General features: G+C 64.6%; 21 protein-coding genes. 12 read left to right on the forward strand and 9 right to left on the reverse strand.

The window, feature by feature from the left end; all coding sequences use genetic code 11:
* Window positions 1-31: 31 nt before the first annotated feature.
* Both ureG and I6F09_RS09160 read left to right on the forward strand, forming a co-directional pair.
* On the forward strand, window positions 32-655 hold the full coding sequence (ureG, locus tag I6F09_RS09155) for an urease accessory protein UreG (RefSeq protein WP_025033975.1): 624 nt from the start codon (window positions 32-34) through the stop codon (window positions 653-655).
* Window positions 656-954: 299 nt separating this feature from the next.
* Entirely contained in the window at window positions 955-2,613 is a 1,659-nt protein-coding gene (locus I6F09_RS09160) for an HWE histidine kinase domain-containing protein (RefSeq protein WP_225126407.1), read from the forward strand.
* On the opposite strand, the gene I6F09_RS09165 is transcribed toward I6F09_RS09160, so the two are convergent.
* From I6F09_RS09165 to I6F09_RS09185, 5 genes are all read right to left on the reverse strand, one after another.
* On the reverse strand, window positions 2,610-3,218 hold the full coding sequence (locus tag I6F09_RS09165) for a TetR/AcrR family transcriptional regulator (RefSeq protein WP_198399745.1): 609 nt from the start codon (window positions 3,216-3,218) through the stop codon (window positions 2,610-2,612). The two genes, I6F09_RS09160 and I6F09_RS09165, sit on opposite strands and share 4 nt — an antisense overlap.
* A 90-nt stretch (window positions 3,219-3,308) precedes the next feature.
* Window positions 3,309-4,457: an OpgC domain-containing protein gene (locus tag I6F09_RS09170; RefSeq protein ID WP_225187913.1), complete on the reverse strand. Its 1,149-nt coding sequence runs from the start codon at window positions 4,455-4,457 to the stop codon at window positions 3,309-3,311.
* A gap of 168 nt (window positions 4,458-4,625) precedes the next feature.
* Complete coding sequence (locus I6F09_RS09175; protein ID WP_057028148.1) at window positions 4,626-5,081, reverse strand: hypothetical protein; 456 nt, start codon at window positions 5,079-5,081, stop codon at window positions 4,626-4,628.
* 88 nt (window positions 5,082-5,169) lie between these two features.
* On the reverse strand, window positions 5,170-5,541 hold the full coding sequence (locus I6F09_RS09180; protein ID WP_225187914.1) for a DUF883 family protein: 372 nt from the start codon (window positions 5,539-5,541) through the stop codon (window positions 5,170-5,172).
* A gap of 78 nt (window positions 5,542-5,619) precedes the next feature.
* Complete coding sequence (locus I6F09_RS09185) at window positions 5,620-6,732, reverse strand: AI-2E family transporter (RefSeq protein ID WP_035998174.1); 1,113 nt, start codon at window positions 6,730-6,732, stop codon at window positions 5,620-5,622.
* Between the two features lie 208 nt (window positions 6,733-6,940).
* Between I6F09_RS09185 and I6F09_RS09190 the strand changes: the two genes are divergently transcribed.
* The 3 genes from I6F09_RS09190 to I6F09_RS09200 all read left to right on the forward strand — a co-directional run bounded on the left by I6F09_RS09190 (window position 6,941) and on the right by I6F09_RS09200 (window position 8,731).
* Complete coding sequence (locus I6F09_RS09190; RefSeq protein WP_109142437.1) at window positions 6,941-7,756, forward strand: L,D-transpeptidase; 816 nt, start codon at window positions 6,941-6,943, stop codon at window positions 7,754-7,756.
* Window positions 7,757-7,769: 13 nt separating this feature from the next.
* Entirely contained in the window at window positions 7,770-8,420 is a 651-nt protein-coding gene (locus I6F09_RS09195; protein ID WP_225134632.1) for a DUF2865 domain-containing protein, read from the forward strand.
* 155 nt (window positions 8,421-8,575) lie between these two features.
* A complete protein-coding gene (locus I6F09_RS09200) occupies window positions 8,576-8,731 on the forward strand; it encodes a Thivi_2564 family membrane protein (RefSeq protein ID WP_008546817.1) in 156 nt (51 codons plus the stop codon).
* Between the two features lie 129 nt (window positions 8,732-8,860).
* Here I6F09_RS09200 and I6F09_RS09205 read toward each other — a convergent pair whose 3' ends face one another.
* The 4 genes from I6F09_RS09205 to cysD form a co-directional block, all read right to left on the reverse strand.
* A complete protein-coding gene (locus tag I6F09_RS09205; RefSeq protein WP_008546815.1) occupies window positions 8,861-9,061 on the reverse strand; it encodes a CsbD family protein in 201 nt (66 codons plus the stop codon).
* A 178-nt stretch (window positions 9,062-9,239) separates the two neighbouring features.
* Window positions 9,240-11,405, reverse strand: coding sequence for a malate synthase G (locus tag I6F09_RS09210; RefSeq protein ID WP_225134634.1), 2,166 nt, complete (start codon window positions 11,403-11,405; stop codon window positions 9,240-9,242).
* Window positions 11,406-11,694: 289 nt separating this feature from the next.
* Window positions 11,695-13,611: an adenylyl-sulfate kinase gene (gene cysC / locus I6F09_RS09215; RefSeq protein ID WP_225187915.1), complete on the reverse strand. Its 1,917-nt coding sequence runs from the start codon at window positions 13,609-13,611 to the stop codon at window positions 11,695-11,697.
* 14 nt (window positions 13,612-13,625) lie between these two features.
* Window positions 13,626-14,420: a sulfate adenylyltransferase subunit CysD gene (gene cysD / locus I6F09_RS09220; protein ID WP_225187990.1), complete on the reverse strand. Its 795-nt coding sequence runs from the start codon at window positions 14,418-14,420 to the stop codon at window positions 13,626-13,628.
* Between the two features lie 244 nt (window positions 14,421-14,664).
* Between cysD and cysG the strand changes: the two genes are divergently transcribed.
* From cysG to cysT, 7 genes are all read left to right on the forward strand, one after another.
* Entirely contained in the window at window positions 14,665-16,089 is a 1,425-nt protein-coding gene (cysG, locus tag I6F09_RS09225; RefSeq protein WP_225187916.1) for a siroheme synthase CysG, read from the forward strand.
* On the forward strand, window positions 16,086-16,403 hold the full coding sequence (locus I6F09_RS09230) for a DUF2849 domain-containing protein (RefSeq protein ID WP_036021663.1): 318 nt from the start codon (window positions 16,086-16,088) through the stop codon (window positions 16,401-16,403). Before cysG ends, I6F09_RS09230 begins: the two co-directional genes overlap by 4 nt.
* Window positions 16,404-16,414: 11 nt before the next feature.
* The gene (locus tag I6F09_RS09235; protein ID WP_225183123.1) at window positions 16,415-18,070 is read left to right on the forward strand and encodes a nitrite/sulfite reductase; all 1,656 of its coding nucleotides are present in this window, start codon (window positions 16,415-16,417) and stop codon (window positions 18,068-18,070) included.
* A complete protein-coding gene (locus I6F09_RS09240) occupies window positions 18,057-18,572 on the forward strand; it encodes a DUF934 domain-containing protein (protein ID WP_035998199.1) in 516 nt (171 codons plus the stop codon). The genes I6F09_RS09235 and I6F09_RS09240 overlap by 14 nt, the downstream gene beginning before the upstream one ends.
* Window positions 18,569-19,294, forward strand: coding sequence for a phosphoadenylyl-sulfate reductase (locus I6F09_RS09245; protein ID WP_225187917.1), 726 nt, complete (start codon window positions 18,569-18,571; stop codon window positions 19,292-19,294). Before I6F09_RS09240 ends, I6F09_RS09245 begins: the two co-directional genes overlap by 4 nt.
* A gap of 120 nt (window positions 19,295-19,414) precedes the next feature.
* The gene (locus I6F09_RS09250) at window positions 19,415-20,416 is read left to right on the forward strand and encodes a sulfate ABC transporter substrate-binding protein (RefSeq protein WP_225126395.1); all 1,002 of its coding nucleotides are present in this window, start codon (window positions 19,415-19,417) and stop codon (window positions 20,414-20,416) included.
* Window positions 20,417-20,453: 37 nt separating this feature from the next.
* Window positions 20,454-21,290, forward strand: a complete 837-nt coding sequence (cysT, locus tag I6F09_RS09255; RefSeq protein WP_074447692.1) for a sulfate ABC transporter permease subunit CysT — start codon at window positions 20,454-20,456, stop codon at window positions 21,288-21,290.
* The last annotated feature ends 8 nt before the right edge of the window (window positions 21,291-21,298 follow it).

The raw sequence follows: 21,298 nt of genomic DNA on the forward strand, positions 1-21,298 counted from the left end.
GCCGTCAAGTCATCAGGAGAGAACGAGTCACATGGCGAAATCTCACGGTCCCTTGCGTGTCGGCGTCGGCGGTCCGGTCGGATCGGGCAAGACCGCGCTGATGGACCTGCTCTGCAAGACCATGCGCGAGCGCTATGACATTGCGGCGATCACCAACGACATCTACACCAAATGGGATGCGGAGTTCCTGGTGCGTTCGGGATCGCTGACGCCGGATCGCATCGCCGGCGTCGAGACCGGCGGTTGTCCGCACACGGCGATCCGCGAGGATGCCTCGATGAATCTCGCTGCGGTCGCGGACATGCGCGCCAAGTTTCCCGGACTTGACCTCGTGCTGATCGAATCCGGCGGCGACAATCTCGCTGCCACTTTTTCCCCGGAGCTGGCCGACCTTACCATCTATGTCATCGACGTCGCCGCCGGCGACAAGATCCCGTCCAAGGGCGGCCCGGGTATCACCCGGTCCGACCTCCTGGTCATCAACAAGACCGACCTTGCGCCCCATGTCGGCGCCTCCCTGGAGAAGATGGAGACGGATGCCAGGCGCATGCGCGGCGAGCGGCCCTTCGTCATGACCAACCTCAAGAAGAGCGAGGGGCTCGACCGAATCGTCGGTTTCATCGAGGCCAAAGGCGGCCTGAAACGGGCGGGCTGACCGGACGCGACCAGTTGGCGCAGGCGTTTTTCGCCGTTAACGCTTGGGGCCATGCCGCAACCGCGGAACAAATTTCGGACACGGCGATTAACTACCTCCGGCGCCCGGGGCGAATTCATCCCGGCCAGACCATCGGCCGGGCGGATTAAGCTTTTCAGGCGACCCAAGTTGCGTACTGATGCCTCCTCCTTCATTATCTCCGCCACTGGGGTTTACCCTGCTTCGGCCTCTGGCCGTTCGAGCGGCGTTCATGTGCTCCGTGTTCATTGCCGACTTCCTGCTTTCGCCTGAGTAATCGCGTGGTCAGGCTGGGTTTCATCATCGGCTTCATCGCTCTGCTCGGGGCCTTGCTCTCCGGGCTTGCGGCTTATCGCGTCCACGACCAGGAGCTGGCGCTGGACCGGATCGCGCTGGCGCGTGCGATCGACGTGCATGCGAGCCTGGTTCAGGACCGCCTGACCGAGCGGGAGCTGCTCGCGCGTGTCGCCTCGGGCCTGTTCCGCGCGCCGTCGGTGATCAAGCCGAACATGCTGGAGCCGCTGCGCTCGGCGATCTACGCCTTCAAGACCGACTTTGTGGTGGCCGGCTGGATCGCCCGGCTGAAGCCGAACGAGCTTGCGGACGCGCAAGCCGCCATCGCCAGCGCCGGCTTCCCGAATCCGCAGATCCGCTCGTTTGACGACAAGCCGATCAATCCTGCCGATGTCACCCAGCCGATCGACGTGCTGTTGGATCTCGAGCCGCGCAGCAACGAGACCACGGCCTTGCCCGGCCGCAGCTACGATCAGGATCCGGTTCGCAGCGCGATGCTCACGCGGGCGCGCGCCCAAAAGAGGTCGGTTGCCTCTGACCCGGTGCCGTTGATCCGCGGAAACGGTCCGATCGGCATCATCGTGGCCGCGCCCGTCGTTCCCGAGGGCGCGACGGAGCCGGCCGGGTTCGTCACATTTTCCTACGAGCTCGCCTCGCTGATGCTGGCCAATGACGACATGTCGCTGTTCGCGGTGGCGCTCAGGGATCCGCGCAAGGACGGCGGCGAGCTGATCGCCAACGATCAGGGCGTGGTCTCGACGCGGATCGCGGCGGCGGACGGGGCGCCGTCGGCGACGCGCACGGTGAGCTTCGGTGGCCGCGATTGGCAGCTCGGCTATTACGCGAAGACCAATTCGGTGCGCCGCGCCGAGCAGACCGCCATCATCGTGGCGGCGATCGGCTTTGCCATCACCGCAATGGTGTGCGGCCTGTTCGGTTACGTCGCCTACAACAATCTGCGGCTCAGCCGGGAGATTCAGGTCAGGATCGGATTCGAGCGGCGTTTGACCGCGGTGATCGACGAGCTCAACCACCGCGTCAAGAACATCCTGGCGGTGATCCAGTCGATCGTGACGCGCACCTTGCGCCACGGCTCGGACATCGACATCGCGCGCGAGCTCCTGATCGGGCGCATCCACGCCATGTCCAATGTGGTCTCGCTGCTCAGCGAGAGCCAGTGGCAGGGCGTCAAGTTGAAGGGCCTGTTCGAGGCGCGCGCGATTCCGCATGCCGATCGCATCGCCGTCACCGGCCCCGACATCGCGGTCAGCGCGCGTGCCGCACAAAGCCTGTCGCTGCTGTTCTTCGAGCTCGCCTCGCATTCCGACGAGGGCCTGTCGCTGGTCGGCAAGCATCCGCACATCACCGCCAACTGGACGGTGACCGGCGAGGAGGGCGATGAGGTCTTCCATTTCCGCTGGGAGGAGTTCAACACCAGCGAGGCGACGCGCCGGCCCGATTCCGATTTCGGCCTGATCCTGCTCGACCGCGTCGCGCCCGAGGCGCTGGGGGGGACCGCCAAGCGCTTCTTCACCGACGTCTCCTACGTCTATGAATTGACCGCGCCGATGGAGACGGTGGTCGACATGACCGAGCGCGACCGCACGGACAAAATCTCGGCGCCGGTCAGGCCGGTGCGAAGCTAGCCCTTCGGCCGTAACACCAGATCGACGAGGCTGCGCGCGTAGCCGGGTGTGATCGGCGCGATGCCGAAGATATAGCGGTAGAACAGGCTGCCATAGATCGCGTCGTATAGATTTTCGGGGGGACCCTCGGCCTGAATGCTGCCGTCCTTCTGGCCGGCGGCGATCATGTCCACCAGCGCGTCGCGGCGGAATTGCAGGTACCGGGCGTAGAACAGCTCGGCCGACCCGGTCTTGGAGATGCATTCGGAGACGACGGCGAGCTGGACCTTGCCGAACTCGCCCTGCAGCGCCTCGGCATAGGCAGCGGCGTGGCGCCGCGCGCGCGCCGCGGGCGTGCCGGCGCTCGCGGGCGGCAGCGGCAGCATCTGCGACGCATGGTGGAGGAAGGCGTCGATCAGCAGCGCTTCCCGCGACGGCCACCATTTGTAGATCGTCATCTTGGACACGCTGGAGTGGCGTGCGATCGCATCGATGGTGGTGGCGGCAAGGCCGGTGGCCGCCATCAGCGCATAGGCACTTTCGAGGATGGCGTTGGTGGTCTCAATCGACCTTGGCCGGCCGCGCCGGGGCGCGCGCTCCGCCTCTTCACGCCCGTCTTTCGCCATCGCCACGCCCGGTCTCCTCACGCAGGGTCCCGGCATAGCGCAGGGGCGGCATTCGGCCTAGCAGAATCGCACGATTTCGTCGCGAAGCGATCAGCTCCGGGCCTGCTGCCGCAGGGCTGCCGGCAGATCCTGCCGTTTCGACCAGGCGATGTAGTAGGCGAGCCCGGTCATCGCCGCGAAGCCGGTGATGCTCACCGCCACCTGCATCACCGCCAGGTTCGGCCCGGTGATCAGGATGAGGTGGCCAGCGAAGGATAGGAACACGGCGACGCAGAATACCGCGAGCCATTCCTCACCACATGCGATCACCGCTTGCAGCGGTTTCCATCTCAGGCCGGGGTGATCCGCCGGAATGAGATGGGTGGCAATGAATGCGAGGGCGAGGAAGTGGACCACCCGATAGGGAGCGAGGTTTTCCTTGTCGGTCGGAGCGATGCTGTTGAGGAGCAGATCGGGCAGGTAAGCCGACAGCGCCGGCGAATGGCGCATCAAGGTGACGGCCATCGCGAAGACCAGGTAGGCGCCGGCGAGGATCCGCAGCCAGGACATGCCGTGCAGCGCACGTCCCGGAGCGCCCGTCACGGCGAACCAGCCGCCCAGCACCATCAACATCTGCCAGCACAGCGGATTGAAGGTCCATTCCCCGTCCGGATAGATCCGAAAATTCCAGTCGAACCAGCGTGCGGCGAGATACAGCGCGACCGATGCCGCCAGCGTCAGGTTCGGCCCCCGCAGCAGGCCCCACAGCGCGAACGGAAAGAACGCCATCAGCGGGACCATCAGCTGCAGCAGGTCGAGGTTCAGCGGCTCTTCCTGGAGCACGAGACCGCGGACCAGGATGCGCAGTGGATGCTCGAGAATTCCGGAGATGTTGTATTGGTGGATGATCTCCGGCGCCATCGATTGCCTGGCGACATAGGCGATGGCATCGATATAGATCACGAACAGTACGACATAGGCGGCATAGAGCCGCCAGACCCGGCGAAAGATGCGCGTCGCCGCGACCAAGTAGCCGCGTTCCAGCGCCATCCTGCCATGGATGATGGCGACCCCGTAGCCCACCACGAACACGAACAGGTCCGCCGCGCCGCTGAAGCCGAAATTGCGCAGCGTCAGCAGGTTGACGACGTTGTTGGGAATATGGTCGACGAATATGGACCAATTGGCGATGCCGAGCGTCAGATAGAGCCTGGCGTCATGCTGGAATGCGGCGAGGTTCGCCTTGACGGACGGTTTCATTGAGCAAAATAGCTTTGGGAATCAGGATGATGCTTTTAACGGCAACCGCCTGCTCGTCCGAGTAGCGTTTGCGTGAGCAGGGAAGAACCGCGCCAAACGGCGTCAAACGTGCCGCTTGCTCTATGAAATGCAGATAGATGCGCGCGCAGTAATTATAGTGCCGGACCTCTACTCGGCAGGTTCGGCCGACACCTCGTCGGACACGCCGGCGCGGCTCGCCAGGATGCCCAGGGCGACGCCCCCGATCGCCAGGATCGGCAGCAGCCGCTTGACGCCGATGGCACGAACGATCTGGAGCCCGGTGGCGAGGAGCATCGGATCTGCAAGCATGCTCTGCGCGGCCGATTTCGCGGCGCGCTCGGCCGCGATCTGGGCGCGTTTCTGCACCTCGCGCTTGTAGCTCCAATAGGAACCTGCCGCGGCCAGGGTCAACAGGAAGAAGATGCCGGCGCCGGCAAGACAAGCCTGCACCGGGCCATATTTCTGCAGCACCCAAATGAAGACGGCGGCACAGAGGAAGCCTGTGGTCACGAGCAGCGCGAAGGCAGCGCCCGCGGCAAGGGAGGTCAGCCGAACCGTCGTGCCGGTTGATGCGCTGATGCCGTCGATGATGCGCTGAAACATGGCCTTGCTCCTCAATCCCCGCCAGCCGAATGGTCACGAGCCAACAGCGGCGGCGTGCCGCCGCCGTATGAAATGGGCGTCGACATCCTTAGCGACGCCAGGCGACGCCGATCAGGAAGCCGATGCCGAGCGCCAGCCCGACGGTCGCCAGCGGCCGCTGCGTGATCGCCTCTTCCAGCGTCTCCTCGATCGAGCCGTAGGCGTCATGTGCAGCTTCCATCATCGCGCTGCCGCGCTCGGACATGTCGTCCATCGCGGAGTCCATGTTCTCGCGCGCCTGGCGATAGCCGCGGCGAGCCTGCTTGCTGGTGGAGTTGGCGAAAGTATTGAGCGCGTCGGTGATCTGGTCGGTGAGGGCGGCGATATCGCTTTTCACGGCTGCTACATCCTTTTCGAGGCGGTCTCGGGTGGCTTTGTCGATCCAGTCTCTCATCCCGGCTTCGGCATTGGGCGTGGACATCGGGAGCTCCGAACTGTTGACGGCTGAGATGGGCGGAGAACGTTTCGTCGCCGGGTAAGTTCCGTTCGCTGAAACCGGTCAGGCTTGCGGCAGCTGCGGCGAATTCTCCGGCAGCAGGTGGTCCTTCAGGATCAGCGCGACGATCAGGAGCGGCGAGGACAGGAACGCGCCCATCGGCCCCCACAGCCAGGTCCAGAACGCGAGCGCGAGCAGCACGGCGAGCGCGTTCAGGGCGAGCCGCCGCCCGATGATCGTCGGCGTGATGAAGTGACCCTCAAGAAAGGTGAGGCCACCGAAGGCGAGCGCGGCCATCAGGCCGCCGCCGAGGGTCGGGAAGGCGATCAGCCCGACCACGACCAGCACCACGAACATCGCCACGGGCCCGATGATCGGGATGAAGTTGAGCGTGGCCGCCAGTGCGCCGAGCCCGGCCGGATTGGGCATTCCGGTCAGCGCACAGATCAGGCCGGTGGCGACGCCGACGCCGACATTGATGAGGGTGACGGTCAGCAGATAATTGCCGAGATGGACCTCGATCTCGTTGAGGATCCGGAGAGTGCGCAGCCGCGCGTCGTGATTGCTGAACGTCATGATCATGGCCCGCCGCAGGTCGCGCCAGCTTGCGATGAACAGGATCAGGGTGACGAAGAACAGCAGGAATTCGGTAAAGGTCGGTGACAGGAATTCCAGCGTCGGCTGCACCCACTCGATCTTGGGCATGTGCAGGCTCGGCAATCCCTCCGAGCCGCCGAGCATGGCTTGCAGCTCCCGCCAGAGCGCAAGCGGCCGGTCGAACACGTGCAGCTTGTCCTTCAATTGCGCGCCGAGCTCTGGCAGGCGCGTGCTCCACGCCATGACCGGCGAAGCGATCAACGCGACGGCGAAAGCGACCACCGCGCTCACTGCGACCACGATCAGCACGGCGCCGACGCTGCGTGGGACCTTGCTTCGCTCCAGGAAGGTGGCCGCCGGAGACAGCATGGTCCCGATGACGAACGCCATCACGACCGGCAGGAAGAACGCCCGGCCGACATAGAGCACGGCGACGATGGCGATCAGCAACAGCCCGGCCAGCGCGAACGCGACGAATTCAGTGCGGCGGATCACCGGCGGCAGCTCGACATGGCTCTCGGGAAGCGGATCGCCTTCGCTGTTGCCGGAAATCAAACGTTCACTGGGTAGGACGCGCACAATATCTCTCCCGCACGGAATCCGTGATCCGCGCGCCCATTGATGACGTGACTAATGCTTGGGCGGCGTGCTGGTTCCATCGCGGCTTCGTGAACGGATGCTCGCTTGACTGTGACGTCGCTGCCGCACGCTGCGCCGGAACTTCGATCGAGGCGGCGGAGTTTGTTGAGGCAGCGCATCACCTGATGCACATCCAACGGGGCAGCTCATGACAAAGTTGTTTGCAGTCCGTCGCAGCTTCTCGCCGCGCGCCGTCGGCGCGTTCGCCTTCGCAACCGCTCTTCTCGCAGTGCCGGTGGGCACCGCAAGCGCCCAAACCTTCGGCTATGCGCCGATGCAGCGGGTGTATCCGCAGGACGTTTACTCGCAGGGCCAATACTTGCAGGGCCAACACTTGCAGGACCAAGGCTATTCGCAGGATGACATCAACGAGGCGCCGCAGGTCGCCGATGAGGATACCCAATTGCCCGACCGGCTGCGCAGGCAGATCGTCGGCTTCGACCGGAGCGAGCCGGCCGGTACCATCGTCATCGATACCAACAGCACCTATCTCTATTACGTGCTCGGAGGCGGCCGCGCGATCCGCTACGGCGTCGGCGTCGGCCGCGAGGGCTTTACCTGGTCGGGCGTGCAAAGCGTCAGCCGCAAGGCCGAGTGGCCGGACTGGCATCCGCCGGCCGAGATGATCGCGCGCCAGCCCTATCTGCCGCGCTTCGTCGCCGGCGGGCCCGGCAACCCGCTCGGTGCGCGCGCGATGTATCTCGGCTCGAGCCAATACCGCATCCACGGCACCAATGATCCCTCCACCATCGGCAAGTTCGTCTCGTCCGGCTGCATCCGCATGACCAACGAGGACGTCGTCGACCTGTATAGCCGCGTCAATGTCGGCGCCAAGGTCGTGGTGCTGCCGAAGAACGCGCCGTTAATGGCGAAGGGAGGTGATCCCGTGCGCAAGCGTCCGGCCGTGACGACACTGCCTTCGGGTCGGCAGGCGCTGAACATGACCACGTCGGCCGTGAATTAGTCTGCGAGGTCCTATGGCGAGACGGCTGATTGACAAACTGGCGGGCGGAGCGGCGATTGTCGTCGTCGTCTCCAGCGGGCTGGCGATGGCGCCGTCGGCGCATGCGCAGGATTTCTTCTCGGGCCTGTTCGGCGGCTTTCGGATGCGGCCGCCGCCGGAAATCCGGATGCCTTTCCCCACCGACGATATGCCGCGCTATGAGGCGCCACGCCAGCGCGCGTCCTACGGCGGCGGCACCGCCTATTGCGTGCGCAGCTGCGACGGTCGCTACTTCCCGGCACAAGGCAATGATGCCGAGAGCAAGGCGCAATCCTGCAAGAGCTTCTGCCCGGCCTCGGAGACCTCGCTGGTCTATGGCGGCAACATCGACGATGCCGCGACTGAGAAGGGAAAATCCTATTCGGACTTGCCAAATGCATACCGCTACCGCAACGAGATCGTCGCGGGCTGTACCTGCAACGGCAAGGACCCGGTTGGGCTCGCATCAGTCAAGGTCGAGGACGACCCGACCCTGCGCAAGGGCGACATCGTCGCGGGCGCCGGCGGCCTCGTGGTCGCCAGCCGCAACGCCAATGACCGCCGTGGCGTCGCGATGAATTTCTCGCCGCTGCCGGAATCGGTGCGTGCCAGATTCCGTCAAGTCCCGGTGGTGGCGAAGGAGTAGGGAGCGCCCTATCGGACGGCGTCCGAACCTTGTCGGACGGCCAAATGCTGGACTAGGCCCGCCGCGGGACGTTGCGCGGCAGGGTTTCCGAGATGGAACCGGCTTGGGTGCAGCGCGTTAGAACAGCGTAGCAATTGCCTGAAGGGGGCCTCGCGATGCTGGTCGGCGTACTCGTCACCTTTCTCGTCGTCATTCTCGTGCTCTATCTCATCAACATGCTGCCGATGGATGGCCGCGCCAAGCAGATCGCGCGCGTGATTGTCATCATCATCGGCATCGTTTCGCTGCTGAAATACCTGGCGGTGTTCTAGCAATCGCAGCCCGGACAAGCGAAGCGGTATCCGGGCCGCAACGAAGGCCCCGATCGCACCTCACGCCATCCGGGGCTACACCTCAAATCAAAAAGCCCCGGCGTGAGCCGGGGCTTCGTTCGTGCCGCTTCAGTGCAGCGACTTCAGCCAGTCGTCGACGTCCTGACGAACCTGGTCCTTGGCCTTGCCGTAACGCTCCTGCAACCGGCCCTCGAGCTGCTCGCGGCGGCCCTCGATCAGTTGGAGGTCGTCGTCAGTGAGCTTGCCCCATTTCTCCTTGGCCGATCCCTTGAACTGCTTCCAGTTTCCTTCGATCCGATTCCAGTCCATGACCATCTCCCGTTGGTTGATGGCCCGACAACGCGAGGCGCACGCAGCCTGTTCCGTGACACAGCGCGACGTTTCCCCAACAAAAAAGCCCCGGGTTCGGCCGGGGCTTTCAATGTTCCGTGACTCTGCTCAGCCGAGCGCCTCTTTATCCAAGAGCCTCTTTTATCGAAGAGCCTCTTTATGCAAGAGCCTTGGCCTCGCGGCGGCGCGCGGTGAGGATGTATTCGGTGTAGCCGTTCGGCTGCTCGCGCCCCTTGAAGATGAGGTCGCAGGCGGCCTTGAAGGCGACGCCGTCGAAGGCGGGCGCCATCGGCTTGTAGATGGGATCATCCGCGTTCTGCTTGTCGACGACGACGGCCATGCGCTTAAGCGATTCCATCACCTGCGCCTCGGTGATGACGCCCTGATGCAGCCAGTTGGCAAGGTGCTGGCTGGAAATGCGCAAGGTGGCGCGGTCTTCCATCAGGCCGACGTCGTGGATGTCGGGCACCTTCGAGCAGCCGACGCCCTGGTCGATCCAGCGCACGACATAGCCCAGGATGCCCTGGCAATTATTGTCGATCTCCTGCCTGACGTCATCGGGCGCCCAGTTCGACTTCGACACCGGAATGGTGAGGATGTCGGACAGCTTTGCGCGCGGTCCGCCCTTGGCGAGTTCCTCCTGGCGCGCGATGACGTTGACCTGGTGGTAGTGCAGCGCGTGCAGCGTCGCCGCGGTCGGCGAGGGCACCCAGGCGGTGGTGGCGCCGGCCTGCGGATGGCCGAGCTTCTGGGCCAGCATGTCCGCCATCTTGTCGGGCGCGGCCCACATGCCCTTGCCGATCTGGGCGTGGCCGGGCAGGCCATCGATCAGGCCCATGTCGACGTTCCAGTCCTCATAGGCCTTGATCCAGGCCTGCGCCTTCATCTCGTTCTTGCGGATCATCGGACCCGCTTCCATCGAGGTGTGGATCTCGTCGCCGGTGCGGTCGAGGAAGCCGGTGTTGATGAACATGATGCGCTTGGAGGCGCGCTGGATGCAGGCCTTGAGGTTGACGGTGGTGCGTCGCTCCTCGTCCATGATGCCGACCTTGAGCGTGTTCTCGGGCAGGCCGAGCATCTTCTCGACGCGGTCGAAAATCTCGCAGGTCAGCGAGACCTCGTCCGGGCCGTGCATCTTCGGCTTCACGATGTAGGCAGAACCGGTGCGGCTGTTCTTGACCTTGGAATTGCCCTTGAGGTCGTGGATCGCGAGCAGGCCAGAGACCGCGGCGTCCAGCAGGCCTTCCGGAACCTCTTCGCCCTTCTCGTCGAGCACCGCGTCCGTGAACATGTGGTGACCGCAATTGCGCATCAACAGCAGGCTGCGGCCATGCAGCTTGAGCTCGCCCTTGCCGTCCGGCGTCTTGTAGAGGCGGTCGGAATTGAGCGAACGCGTCAGCGTCTTGCCGCCCTTCTCGAAATCGGCCGACAACGTGCCGTTCATCAGGCCGAGCGTGTTGCGGTAGACCAGCACCTTGTCCTCGGCATCGACAGCGGCGACCGAGTCCTCCATGTCCAGAATGGTGGAGACCGCAGCCTCCATGATCATATCGGCGACGCCGGCCGGATCGTCCTTGCCGATCGCGCTGCTGCGGTCGATCTTGACCTCGATATGCAGGCCGTTGTTGACGAGCAGCACGGCGCTCGGCGCGGCTGGATCGCCCTGGAAGCCCGCGAACTGCGCGGCATTCTTCAGCGCGGTGGCGTTGCCGCTCTTCAGCTTCACCGCGAGCTGGCTCGCGACGACGCTATAGCCGGTCACGTCGGTGTGGCTGCCGGTCGCGAGCGGCACGGCGTTATCGAGGAACGCCTTGGCCTTGGCGATCACCTTGTCGCCGCGTGCCTTGTTGTAGCCCTTGCCGCTCTCGGACGGATCATGCGGAATCGCATCGGTACCGTAGAAGGCGTCATAGAGCGAACCCCAGCGTGCGTTCGCCGCGTTCAGCGCGTAGCGCGCATTGGTGAGCGGCACGACAAGTTGCGGGCCGCAGATCTTGCCGATCTCCTCGTCGACATTGGCGGTCTCGACCTTCTGCGTCGCCGGCTCCGGGACGAGATAGCCGATCTCCTTTAGGAAGGCGGTGTAGGCATTGAGGTCGAACGCCTTGCCTTTATTGGCGCGGTGCCAGTCGTCGATCTTGGCCTGCAGATTGTCGCGAAATGCGAGCAGCTCGCGGTTCTTCGGTCCCAACTCCTTGATGATGCCGGCAAGCCCGGCCCAGAACGCATCCGGCGCGATCCCGGTTTTCGGGGCCGCTTCCTTGGCGATGAAGTCAAACAGGACGGGTGCGATCTTCAATCCGTGGGCGTCGACGCGTTTCATGATGGGCTTTCTTGTTGGAAATGGCTGTTTTTGGCTGCTTTTGACCCGACAGCAGCAAAATGCGCCCGCGCGGGGCAGCTTTCGGGGGCCTATTAGCCCCAAAAAAGAGGCCGTGAGAAGACCCCCGGGAGCTTGTCAAAATGTCAAGGAGAGGTGGGAGACGGTCCCACGCACCGGTGTCATTCCCCGCGAAAGCGGGGAATCCAGTACGCCGCGGCTTCTTCGTATTCCAACGCTGTCTCTGGAATACTGGGTCGCCCGGCCGAGCCGGGCGACGACTAGGGCCGCCTCAAATGTTCGCGGCGAGGTCCACGAGCTCGTCGAACAGCACGCCTGATGCCTTCAGCATCTGCTCGATCTCGTCGGCCGCTTCCGCAACCGTCCGCTTCGACGTATCGATCACGAGCTCGGCGGCCTCAGGCTTCTCGTAGTCGTTGCCAATGCCAGTGAACGAGGCGAGCGCGCCGGCGCGGGCTTTCTTGTAATGGCCCTTGGGATCGCGCTCCTCGCAGACCTCGGCGGGCGTCGCGACATGGATTTCGCGAAACGCGGTGTCGGCGATGCGACGCGCGGCGGCGCGATCTTCGCGCGCGGGCGAGACCGCCGCGACGATGGCGATGTGGCCGTTGCGGGCGAGATGCGTCGCGACCTCGGCGAGGCGGCGGATGTTCTCGCTGCGATCAGTGGCGGAGAAGCCGAGATCGCTGTTGAGCCCGGCGCGCAGCGTGTCGCCATCGAGCAGGATCGGCGAGCCGCCATTGGTGAAGAGACGCCGCTCCAGCGCCCGCGCCAGCGTCGACTTGCCCGAAGCCGGCAGGCCGGTAAGCCAGACCACGGCGCCATTGTGGCGGTAGCGGGCCGAGCGCTCGTCGCTACGCAGCGCCGATTCCACCGGCACGATGTCGACAGGCACGGCACGCTGGCCGGCATCGACCGACAGCACCAGGCCACCGCCGGCGATGCGCCCGGACACCTCGATCACGAGGCGGCCGGTGCGCGGATTTTCGGTGTAGGGATCGGTCGCGATCGGATTGGACAGGGAGATGTCGATCTCGCCGACATGGTTGCGACCGATCGCCTTGTTCTCGCTGCTCGAGAGCTCGCCGGGATCGACCGCCTTCTCGATGGCGACCACGGTGGCGCGGCTTTCCTTGGGGCCGCAGCGCACCAAAAGCTGGTCGCCCTTGGCAAGCGGCTTGTCGTGCAGCCAGAAGATGCGCGCGCGCAGCCGCCGCGTCTCGCGCGGGGCGCTGCCCGCATGCGCGATGATGTCGCCGCGCTCGATGAACAATTCGCGGTCGAGCGTGATGCCGACCGAGCGGCCGGCGCCCTGACGGCCCACTACCGGCGTCGCCGGCCAGCTCTCGACCGTCTTGATCTTGGCGATCTTACCGGCCGGCATGATCACGATCTCGTCGCCGGCAATCAGGCTGCCGGATTCGATGCGGCCGGCGACGATGCGGCGGTCGTCGAACTTGTAGATCGCCTGCACCGGCAGCCGCAGCGCCAGCGCTTCCAGCGGACGCGCCGGCTCGAGGTGATCAAGCGCCTCGACCACGGTCGGTCCCTTGTACCAAGAGATGCGGTCGGTGCGCATCGCAACGCCGTCGCCGTCACGCGCGGAAATCGGGATCACGGCCGTGGGGGTCACGCCGAGGCCGTTCAGATGCGCGGAGATCTCGTCGCTGATGTCCTTGAAGCGTGCGGCGGAGAAATCGACGCGGTCCATCTTGTTGACGACGACGGCGACCTGCTTCACCCCGAGCAGATGCAGGAGATAGCCGTGCCGCCTGGTCTGGTCGCGCACGCCCTCCAGCGCGTCGATGATCAGCACCGCACCGTCGGCCTGCGAAGCGCCGGTGATCATGTTGCGGAGGAATTCGGCGTGGCCGGGCGCATCGATCAGCACGATGTCGCGCGAATTGGTGCGGAAGCGGATCTGCGTGGTGTCGATGGTGATGCCCTGGTCGCGCTCGGTCTGCAGCGCGTCGAGCAGGAACGACCATTCGAACGGCATGCCGCGCCGCGCGCTGACGGCCTTGAGCATTTCGAGCTTGCCCTCGGGCAGGCTGCCGGTTTCATGCAGGAGGCGGCCGACCAGGGTCGACTTGCCGTGGTCAACATGGCCGACGATGACGATGCGGACCTGGGGACGCGTGGTGCCGTTCGGCGTGCCGGGCGAGGCTGACGTGACGATCATGTTCATGGCCGCGTCCTTGATCAGAGATAGCCGGCGACGCGAAGGCGCTCGAAGGCGTCCTCGGTCTCGTGGTCGAGCGCGCGCCCCGAGCGCTCCGGCACCTTGGTCTGTTCGAGCTCGATCAGGATCTCGTCGATGTTCGAGGCATTCGAGGCAACCGGATTGGTGATGTCCTGGTCACCCAGCGAGCGATAACGCTTGCCGTTCTTGGCGAGGTACAGCGGAATGATCGGGATGTTCTCGCGCTTGGTGTAGGCCCAGATGTCGGCCTCGGTCCAATGCAGGATCGGATGGATGCGCAGATGCGCGCCTTGCGGCGGCGAGGCGTTGAAATGATCCCAGAATTCCGGCGGCTGGTCGCGCACGTCCCAATTGCCCTCCAAGCCGCGCGGCGAGAACACCCGCTCCTTGGCGCGCGTCGCTTCCTCGTCGCGGCGGATGCCGGCGATCAGGCCGTCAAAGCCATACTTTGCGAGCGCCATCTTGAGGCCCTCGGTCTTGCGCGCGGCGGAACGGGCGGCCGGCGGCAGCGTTGGGTCGACGGCATCAATCGGCGGGCAGGGCTCGACGCGCAGATCGAGATCCCATTCCTTGCCGTAATGATCGCGGAAGCGATACATCTCCGAAAACTTCTTGCCGGTATCGACGTGAAGGGCCGGGAACGGCATCTTGCCGAAGAAGGCTTTCCGCGCCAGCCAGATCATGACGTTGGAGTCCTTGCCGAGTGACCACAACAGGGCAATCTTCTTCAGCCGGGCAAAGGCCTCACGGAAGATGTAGATGCTCTGCGCTTCGAGCTGGTCGAGATGGTCCATGCTCGAGGCAAGTTCGGCAGCAAATTCTTGCGCGCGCACGCGCTCAGCCAGCGCCGGATTGCTCAGTCGATCAGCAGCGGAATCGTCCTTGAGAAGATGCATCTCTGCCACTTTGCGTTTGGAGGCGAAAATTCTATAGTTGCGGTGCGGAAGAGAAGAAAAAATTTTCTCTTTGCGCGCTCGAAACGAGACATATATAGAAAATAATTCCAGTCAACCCCGTTTGTGGGGAAGCGAGTATCACATGCGGTTCTTGCCGGTGTTTCTCGATCTCAAGGCCGGCCCGGTGGTCCTCATCGGGACGGGCGAGCTTTTGCGCGCCAAGCTGCGCGTGCTCGTCGCTGCCGGCGCGCGCCTGCGCGTGCATGCGATCGATGGCAATCACGACCTTGGCCTCGGCTCCGAAGACTTGGCGCGCATCGAGATCGCGGCAGGCGATCCGCTCACGGTGGATATTTCCGGCGTCATCGCCGTCGTCTGCGCGGGCGCAGGCGATGTCGGTGTGGCCATGTCGGCTCGCGCCAAGGCGGCTGGCCTGCCCGTCAACGTCATGGACGACCTCGAGCATTCCAGCTTCATCTTCCCCGCCATCGTCGATCGCGGCGATGTCGTGGTCGCGGTCGGCACCGGCGGCACCTCTCCGGTGGTGGCGCGGCGCGTACGCGAGAAGATCGAGGCGCTGCTGCCGGCGCGCATTGGCGAACTCGCCGAGTTCATCGGCACCTTCCGCAAGTCGATCAACGAGCGCATCGCCGAGTTTCCGCTGCGCCGCCGCTTCTGGGAGCGCGTCATCGACGGTCCGATCGGCGCCGCCGTGCTGGGCGGCCGCAACAGCGAAGCCGATGCATCGCTCAAGGCGATCTCCGATCCCACCGCGTTCGCGCGCGCCGACAAGCCGGAAGGCTCCGTCGCGCTGGTCGGCGCTGGCCCCGGCGATCCCGATCTGCTCACCATCAAGGCGCTGCGCGCTTTGCAGGACGCCGACATCGTCTTCCATGACGAGCTGGTCTCGCCCGAGATTCTCGACCGCATTCGCCGCGACACCACGCGCGTTGCGGTCGGCCGCCGCGTCGGCAAGCCCGGCATCGGCCAGGACGCCATCAACAAGCGCATGATCGAGGCCGCGCAATCGGGCCAGCGCGTCGTGCGGCTGAAGGGCGGCGATCCCTTCGTGTTCGGCCGCGGCGGCGAAGAGGTGGAAGCGTTGCGCGCCGCCGGCGTCGCCTATTCGATCATTCCCGGCATCACCGCAGGGCTCGGCGCCGCTGCCGATTTCGAGGTGCCGCTCACTTATCGTCACGAAGCGACCCGCATCACCTTCCTCACCGCACACAAGGCCCGCGATGCAGAGAACGTGGATTGGTCGACACTGACCGACACCAAGATGACCGTCGTGGTCTACATGGGCATGACCGCAGCGCCCGCCGTGCGCGCAGGCTTGTTCGCGGCCGGCCGCTCGCCGGAGACGCCGGTCGGCGTGTTCGCCCGCGTCACGCGGCCCGATGCGCAAGGCGCAATTGGCACGCTGCGCGATCTGCCGGAACTGGTGCGGCGGATCCATGGCGGTCCCGCCATCCTCATCATCGGCGACGTGGTCCGGCATGCCGGCTCGCTTCGCCGCCAGACACCCAAACAAATCATCTCTGACCTATTGGATGCAGCCGAATGACCTCTCCGCTCGAACAAAAGAAGATCCGTATCGCCGGCCCCTCGGTCGTGACCGCCAACCGCACCTGGGACGGCATCGTGGTCTACCGCACCGCCGCCAACAGCTGGTCCGCCGAGCTGTCGGAAGCCGCGATCGTGCGCAACTCCGACGAGGCCAAGGCGTTGCTTGCGGAAGCCGTGGCCGATGACGTCGGCGCCATCGGCCCCTATATCGCGCCGGTGCAGATCGGCGACGATGGCAAGGTCCAGCCCGGCAATCTGCGCGAGCAGATTCGCCGCACCGGCGTCACCATCGGACAGCCGGCCCAGGTTTAAGGCACCCACTTATGTATGCTTACGACGAAATCGACCGCACGCTCGTCAACGAGCGCGTCTCGGAGTTCCGCGACCAGGTGAAGCGGCGCCTTTCCGGCGAGCTCACCGAGGACGAGTTCAAGATCCTGCGTTTGCAGAACGGCGTCTATCTGCAGCTGCACGCTTATATGTTCCGCGTCGCGATCCCCTATGGCACACTGGCGACGAACCAGATGCGGGCGCTCGCCCATGTCGCGCGCAAATACGATCGCGGCTACGGCCACTTCACCACGCGGCAGAATATCCAGTTCAACTGGATCAAGCTCGCCGAGCTGCCGGATGCACTCGAAGACCTCGCCAAGGTCGGCATCCACGCGATGCAGACCTCCGGCAACAACATGCGCAACGTCACCTCGGACCAGTGGGCCGGCGTCGCGCCGGGCGAGATCGAGGATCCGCGCATCTGGTCGGAGCTGATCCGCCAGCACACCACGTTGCATCCGGAATTCTCGTTCCTGCCGCGCAAGTTCAAGATCGCGATCACCGCCTCGGACCACGACCGCGCCGCGATCAAGATCCACGACATCGGCCTCCGCCTGATCAAGAACGAAAAGGGCGAGACCGGCTTCGAGGTTCTGGTCGGAGGCGGTCTCGGCCGCACGCCGTTCATCGCCAAGACCATCAAGCACTTCGTGCACGGCCGCGACATCCTCAGCTACATCGAGGCGATCTTACGCGTCTACAATCAGTACGGCCGCCGCGACAACATCTACAAGGCGCGCATCAAGATCCTGGTCCACGAGCTAGGCATCGAGAAATTCTCCCGCGAGGTCGAGGAGGAGTGGCAGCATATCCGCAACTCCTCGCTCCAGATCGACGAGGAGGTGATCGAGGACATCCGCTCGCGCTTCACTTATCCGGCTTACGAGAAGCTGCCGCATATGCCGGACGAACTGCGCCAGGCCGCGGCCGACCCTGATTTCGAGGCATGGCGCAAGAACTCGGTGGCCCCGCACAAGGTGCAAGGTTACTCCATCGTCACGATCTCGCTGAAGCCGACCGGCGGGCCTCCGGGCGATGCCACCGCCGAGCAGATGGACGCGCTGGCAGATCTTGCCGACAAATATTCCTTCGGCGAGATCCGCGTCGGCCACGAGCAGAATCTAGCGCTGCCGCACGTCGCCAAGCGCGACCTGCCGGCACTGTGGAAGGCGCTCGACAAGCTCGGGCTGGCGACGCCCAACGTCAACCTGATCACCGACATCATCGCTTGCCCCGGGCTCGACTATTGCTCGCTGGCGAATGCCCGCTCGATTCCGATCGCGCAGGAGCTGACGCGGCGCTTCGCCAATCACGAGCTCGCTAACCTGATCGGCCGTCTGCATATCAACATCTCCGGCTGCATCAATGCCTGCGGCCATCACCATGTCGGCCATATCGGCATTCTCGGCGTCGAGAAGAACGGCGAGGAGGTCTACCAGATCACCATCGGCGGCCGTGCCGACGAGAACGCCGCGCTCGGCACCCTGATCGGTCCCGGCGTCAAGTTCGACGAGGTCGCCGACGTGGTCGAGGACATCGTGGAAGCCTATCTGGCGCTGCGCGAGCGGCCCGAAGAGCTGTTCATGGACACGGTGAAGCGCCTCGGCGTCGAACCCTTCAAGGAGCGCGTCTATGCCACTCGTTAATGGCGGAAAGATCACGGACGACCGCTTCGTCAAGCTCGCCGTCGACACGCCGCTGCCCGAGGGCGGCGACATCCTGGTGCCCGCCGAGCGCTTCCTCGGCGAGGCCGAGGGCTTGCTCAAGCGCGCCGGAAAGGTCGGGGTGATCTGGCCCAACAATCGCGACATCGCCGAGCTCGTGCCGTATCTCGGCCAGATCGCCGCCGTCGCGCTGGTGTTCCCGACCTTCCGTGACGGGCGCGCCTACAGCCAGGCGCGGCTGCTGCGCGAACGTTACAACTACCGCGGCGAATTGCGCGCGACCGGTCAGGTGCTGCGCGACCAGTTCGTGTTCATGCTGCGCGCCGGCTTCGATGCCTTCGAGGTCAAGAAGCAGGCCGATGCGGAAGCCTTCATGCAGACCGCCAAGCGCTACTCGGTATTCTACCAGCCGACCGGCGATGGCCGCATCACCGCGCTGCACCGGCGCATGCAATTGCGTCACTCCGAAGGGGTCGGCACGTGAACGCGATCGCGCCTCAGGTTTCGCCCGTGTCTGCGCTACCTTCGGCGGACGAGCTCGATCGCGCCTTGCGCGATGCCTCGCCTGCGGAGGTCATTGCCGCGGCGCTGAAGACGGTCGGGCGCGACAAGCTTGCGCTGGTGTCGTCCTTCGGCACGGAATCGGCGACGCTGTTGAAGGTCATGGCGGACGTCGATCCGGCGATCCCCGTGGTCTTTCTCGACACCGGCTGGTTGTTCGAGGAGACGCTGGCCTATCGCGATACGCTGATTGCGACGCTGGGCCTGAAGGACGTCCGCTCGATCAAGCCGGCCGAGGAGACGCTGTCGCGCGAAGACCCCGACCGCGACCTCTGGTTCTCCGATCCCGACGCCTGCTGCCGCATCCGCAAGGTCGAGCCGCTGGCGCGTGCGCTGAAGCCGTTCGGCGCCTGGCTCAACGGCCGCAAGCGCTTTCAGGGCAATGCGCGCGCCGACATTCCGGTCGTCGAGGACGATGGCGCGCGGCTGAAATTCAATCCCTTCGCCAACGTCTCGCGCGAGGAGATCGAGGCGATCTTCACCCGCGCTAAATTGCCGCGGCACCCTCTGGTTGTGTCAGGATTCCTGTCGGTTGGGTGTATGCCTTGCACCAGCAGAACGACTGAGGGCGAGGATGCACGCGCCGGCCGGTGGCGCGGCCGGGCCAAGACAGAATGCGGCATCCATACGATGAAGACTTCGTAGCACAGTCGCGCTGCAAGCTAGCGAACAAGAAAATCGGGTTCCGTTGACACAAGAGCGTTTCGCCACGAGTTATGCCTGCCGTCGACGACGCCGATGTCGTCGAGGTGAATGGAGATGGACATGATGCGCCGTATCGTTCCGCTCGCCGCAGGATTGCTCGCGACGGGGTTCTGGGCAGGCTCGGCTCTGGCCGCCGACATCAATTTGCTGAACGTGTCGTACGATCCGACGCGCGAGCTCTATGTCGAGTTCAACAAGGCGTTCGCGAGCGCCTACCAGAAGGAAACCGGTAAGAGCGTCGAGATCAAGCAGTCGCACGGCGGCAGCGGCTCGCAGGCGCGCGCGGTGATCGACGGCTTGCAGGCTGATGTGGTGACGCTGGCGCTGGCCTATGACATCGACGCCATCGCGAGCAAGCGCCTCACCGCGACGGATTGGCAGAAACGGCTGCCACAGAATTCGTCGCCCTACACGTCGACCATCGTGTTCTTGGTGCGCAAGGGCAATCCCAAGGGCATCAAGGACTGGGATGATCTGATCAAGCCGGGCGTTGCCATCATCACCCCGAACCCGAAAACGTCGGGCGGCGCGCGCTGGAATTATCTTGCCGCCTGGGGCTTTGCGCAAAAGAAATACGGTTCGGCCGACAAGGCCAAGGACTTCGTTGGGAAGCTCTTCCAGCAGGTGCCGGTGCTCGATACCGGCGCCCGGGGCGCCACTGTGACCTTTGTCGAGCGCGGCGTCGGTGACGTGCTGCTCGCCTGGGAGAACGAGGCGTTCCTGGCCCTCAAGGAATTCGGTGCGAACAAGTTCGAGATCGTTGCACCGCCGCAGTCGATCCTCGCCGAGCCGCCGGTCGCGATCGTGGACAAGGTTGCCGACAAAAAGGGCACCCGCAATGCGGCTGACGCCTACCTTCAATACTGGTACACCAAGGAAGGGCAGGAAATCGCCGCGCGCAATTTCTACCGTCCGCGTGATGCCGAGACCGCCAAAAAGTACGAAAATGCCTTCGCCAAGGTCGAGCTGTTCACGATCGACGACGTCTTCGGCGGCTGGACCAAGGCACAGAAGGAACATTTTGCAGACGGCGGCGTTTTCGATCAGATTTACAAGAACTGATCGGGCGCTGTCGTAGGTGGCTTTAGCAGGGGGCCTGGTGAGCGCACTCGCAGCACGACGCCGGACATTGCCGGGCTTCGGTCTCACCATGGGACTGACGCTTTCCTGGCTGTCCGTGATCATCCTGATTCCACTCGCCGGCCTGTTCCTGAGATCGCTTGAGCTCAGCCCCGAGCAGTTCTGGAACATCCTCTCCAGCCGCCGCACCCTGAACGCGCTCCGCGTCTCGTTCGGCCTCGCCTTTGCGGCGGCTTGCGTCAATCTGGTGATGGGCAGCATCATCGTCTGGGCGCTGGTGCGCTACCGCTTCCCCGGCCGCCGCATCTTCGATGCCATCGTCGACGTGCCGTTTGCGCTGCCGACGGCGGTGGCCGGCGTCGCGCTGACGGCGCTGTTCGCCGAGAAGGGCTGGCTGGGGGCGCCGCTCGCCGCGCTCGGCCTCAAGGTGGCGTTCACGCCGGTCGGCATCTTCGTCGCCATGATCTTCATCGGCATTCCCTTCGTTGTCCGCACCGTGCAGCCGGTGCTGCAGGATCTCGACCCTGAAATCGAGGAAGCCGCGGGCAGCCTGGGGGCCAGCCGCTTGCAGACCATCGTTCGCGTGATCCTGCCTTCGCTCGCGCCGGCGCTGCTCACGGGCCTCGCGCTCGCCTTCGCCCGCGCGGTCGGTGAATACGGCTCGGTGATCTTCATCGCCGGCAATCTGCCCAACGTCTCCGAGATCGCGCCGCTCTTGATCGTGATACGCCTGTCCGAATTCCGTTACGCCGATGCGACCGCGATTGCGGTGGTCATGCTGGTCGTCTCCTTCGTCATCATCTTCGCGGTCAATCGGCTCCAGCGCTGGGCGCAGAGCCGGATTCCGGCGCGCTGAGGGCGGAC

It is taken from the genome of Bradyrhizobium sp. IC3195 (genome assembly GCF_020193585.1).
GTDB lineage: Bacteria > Pseudomonadota > Alphaproteobacteria > Rhizobiales > Xanthobacteraceae > Bradyrhizobium > Bradyrhizobium yuanmingense.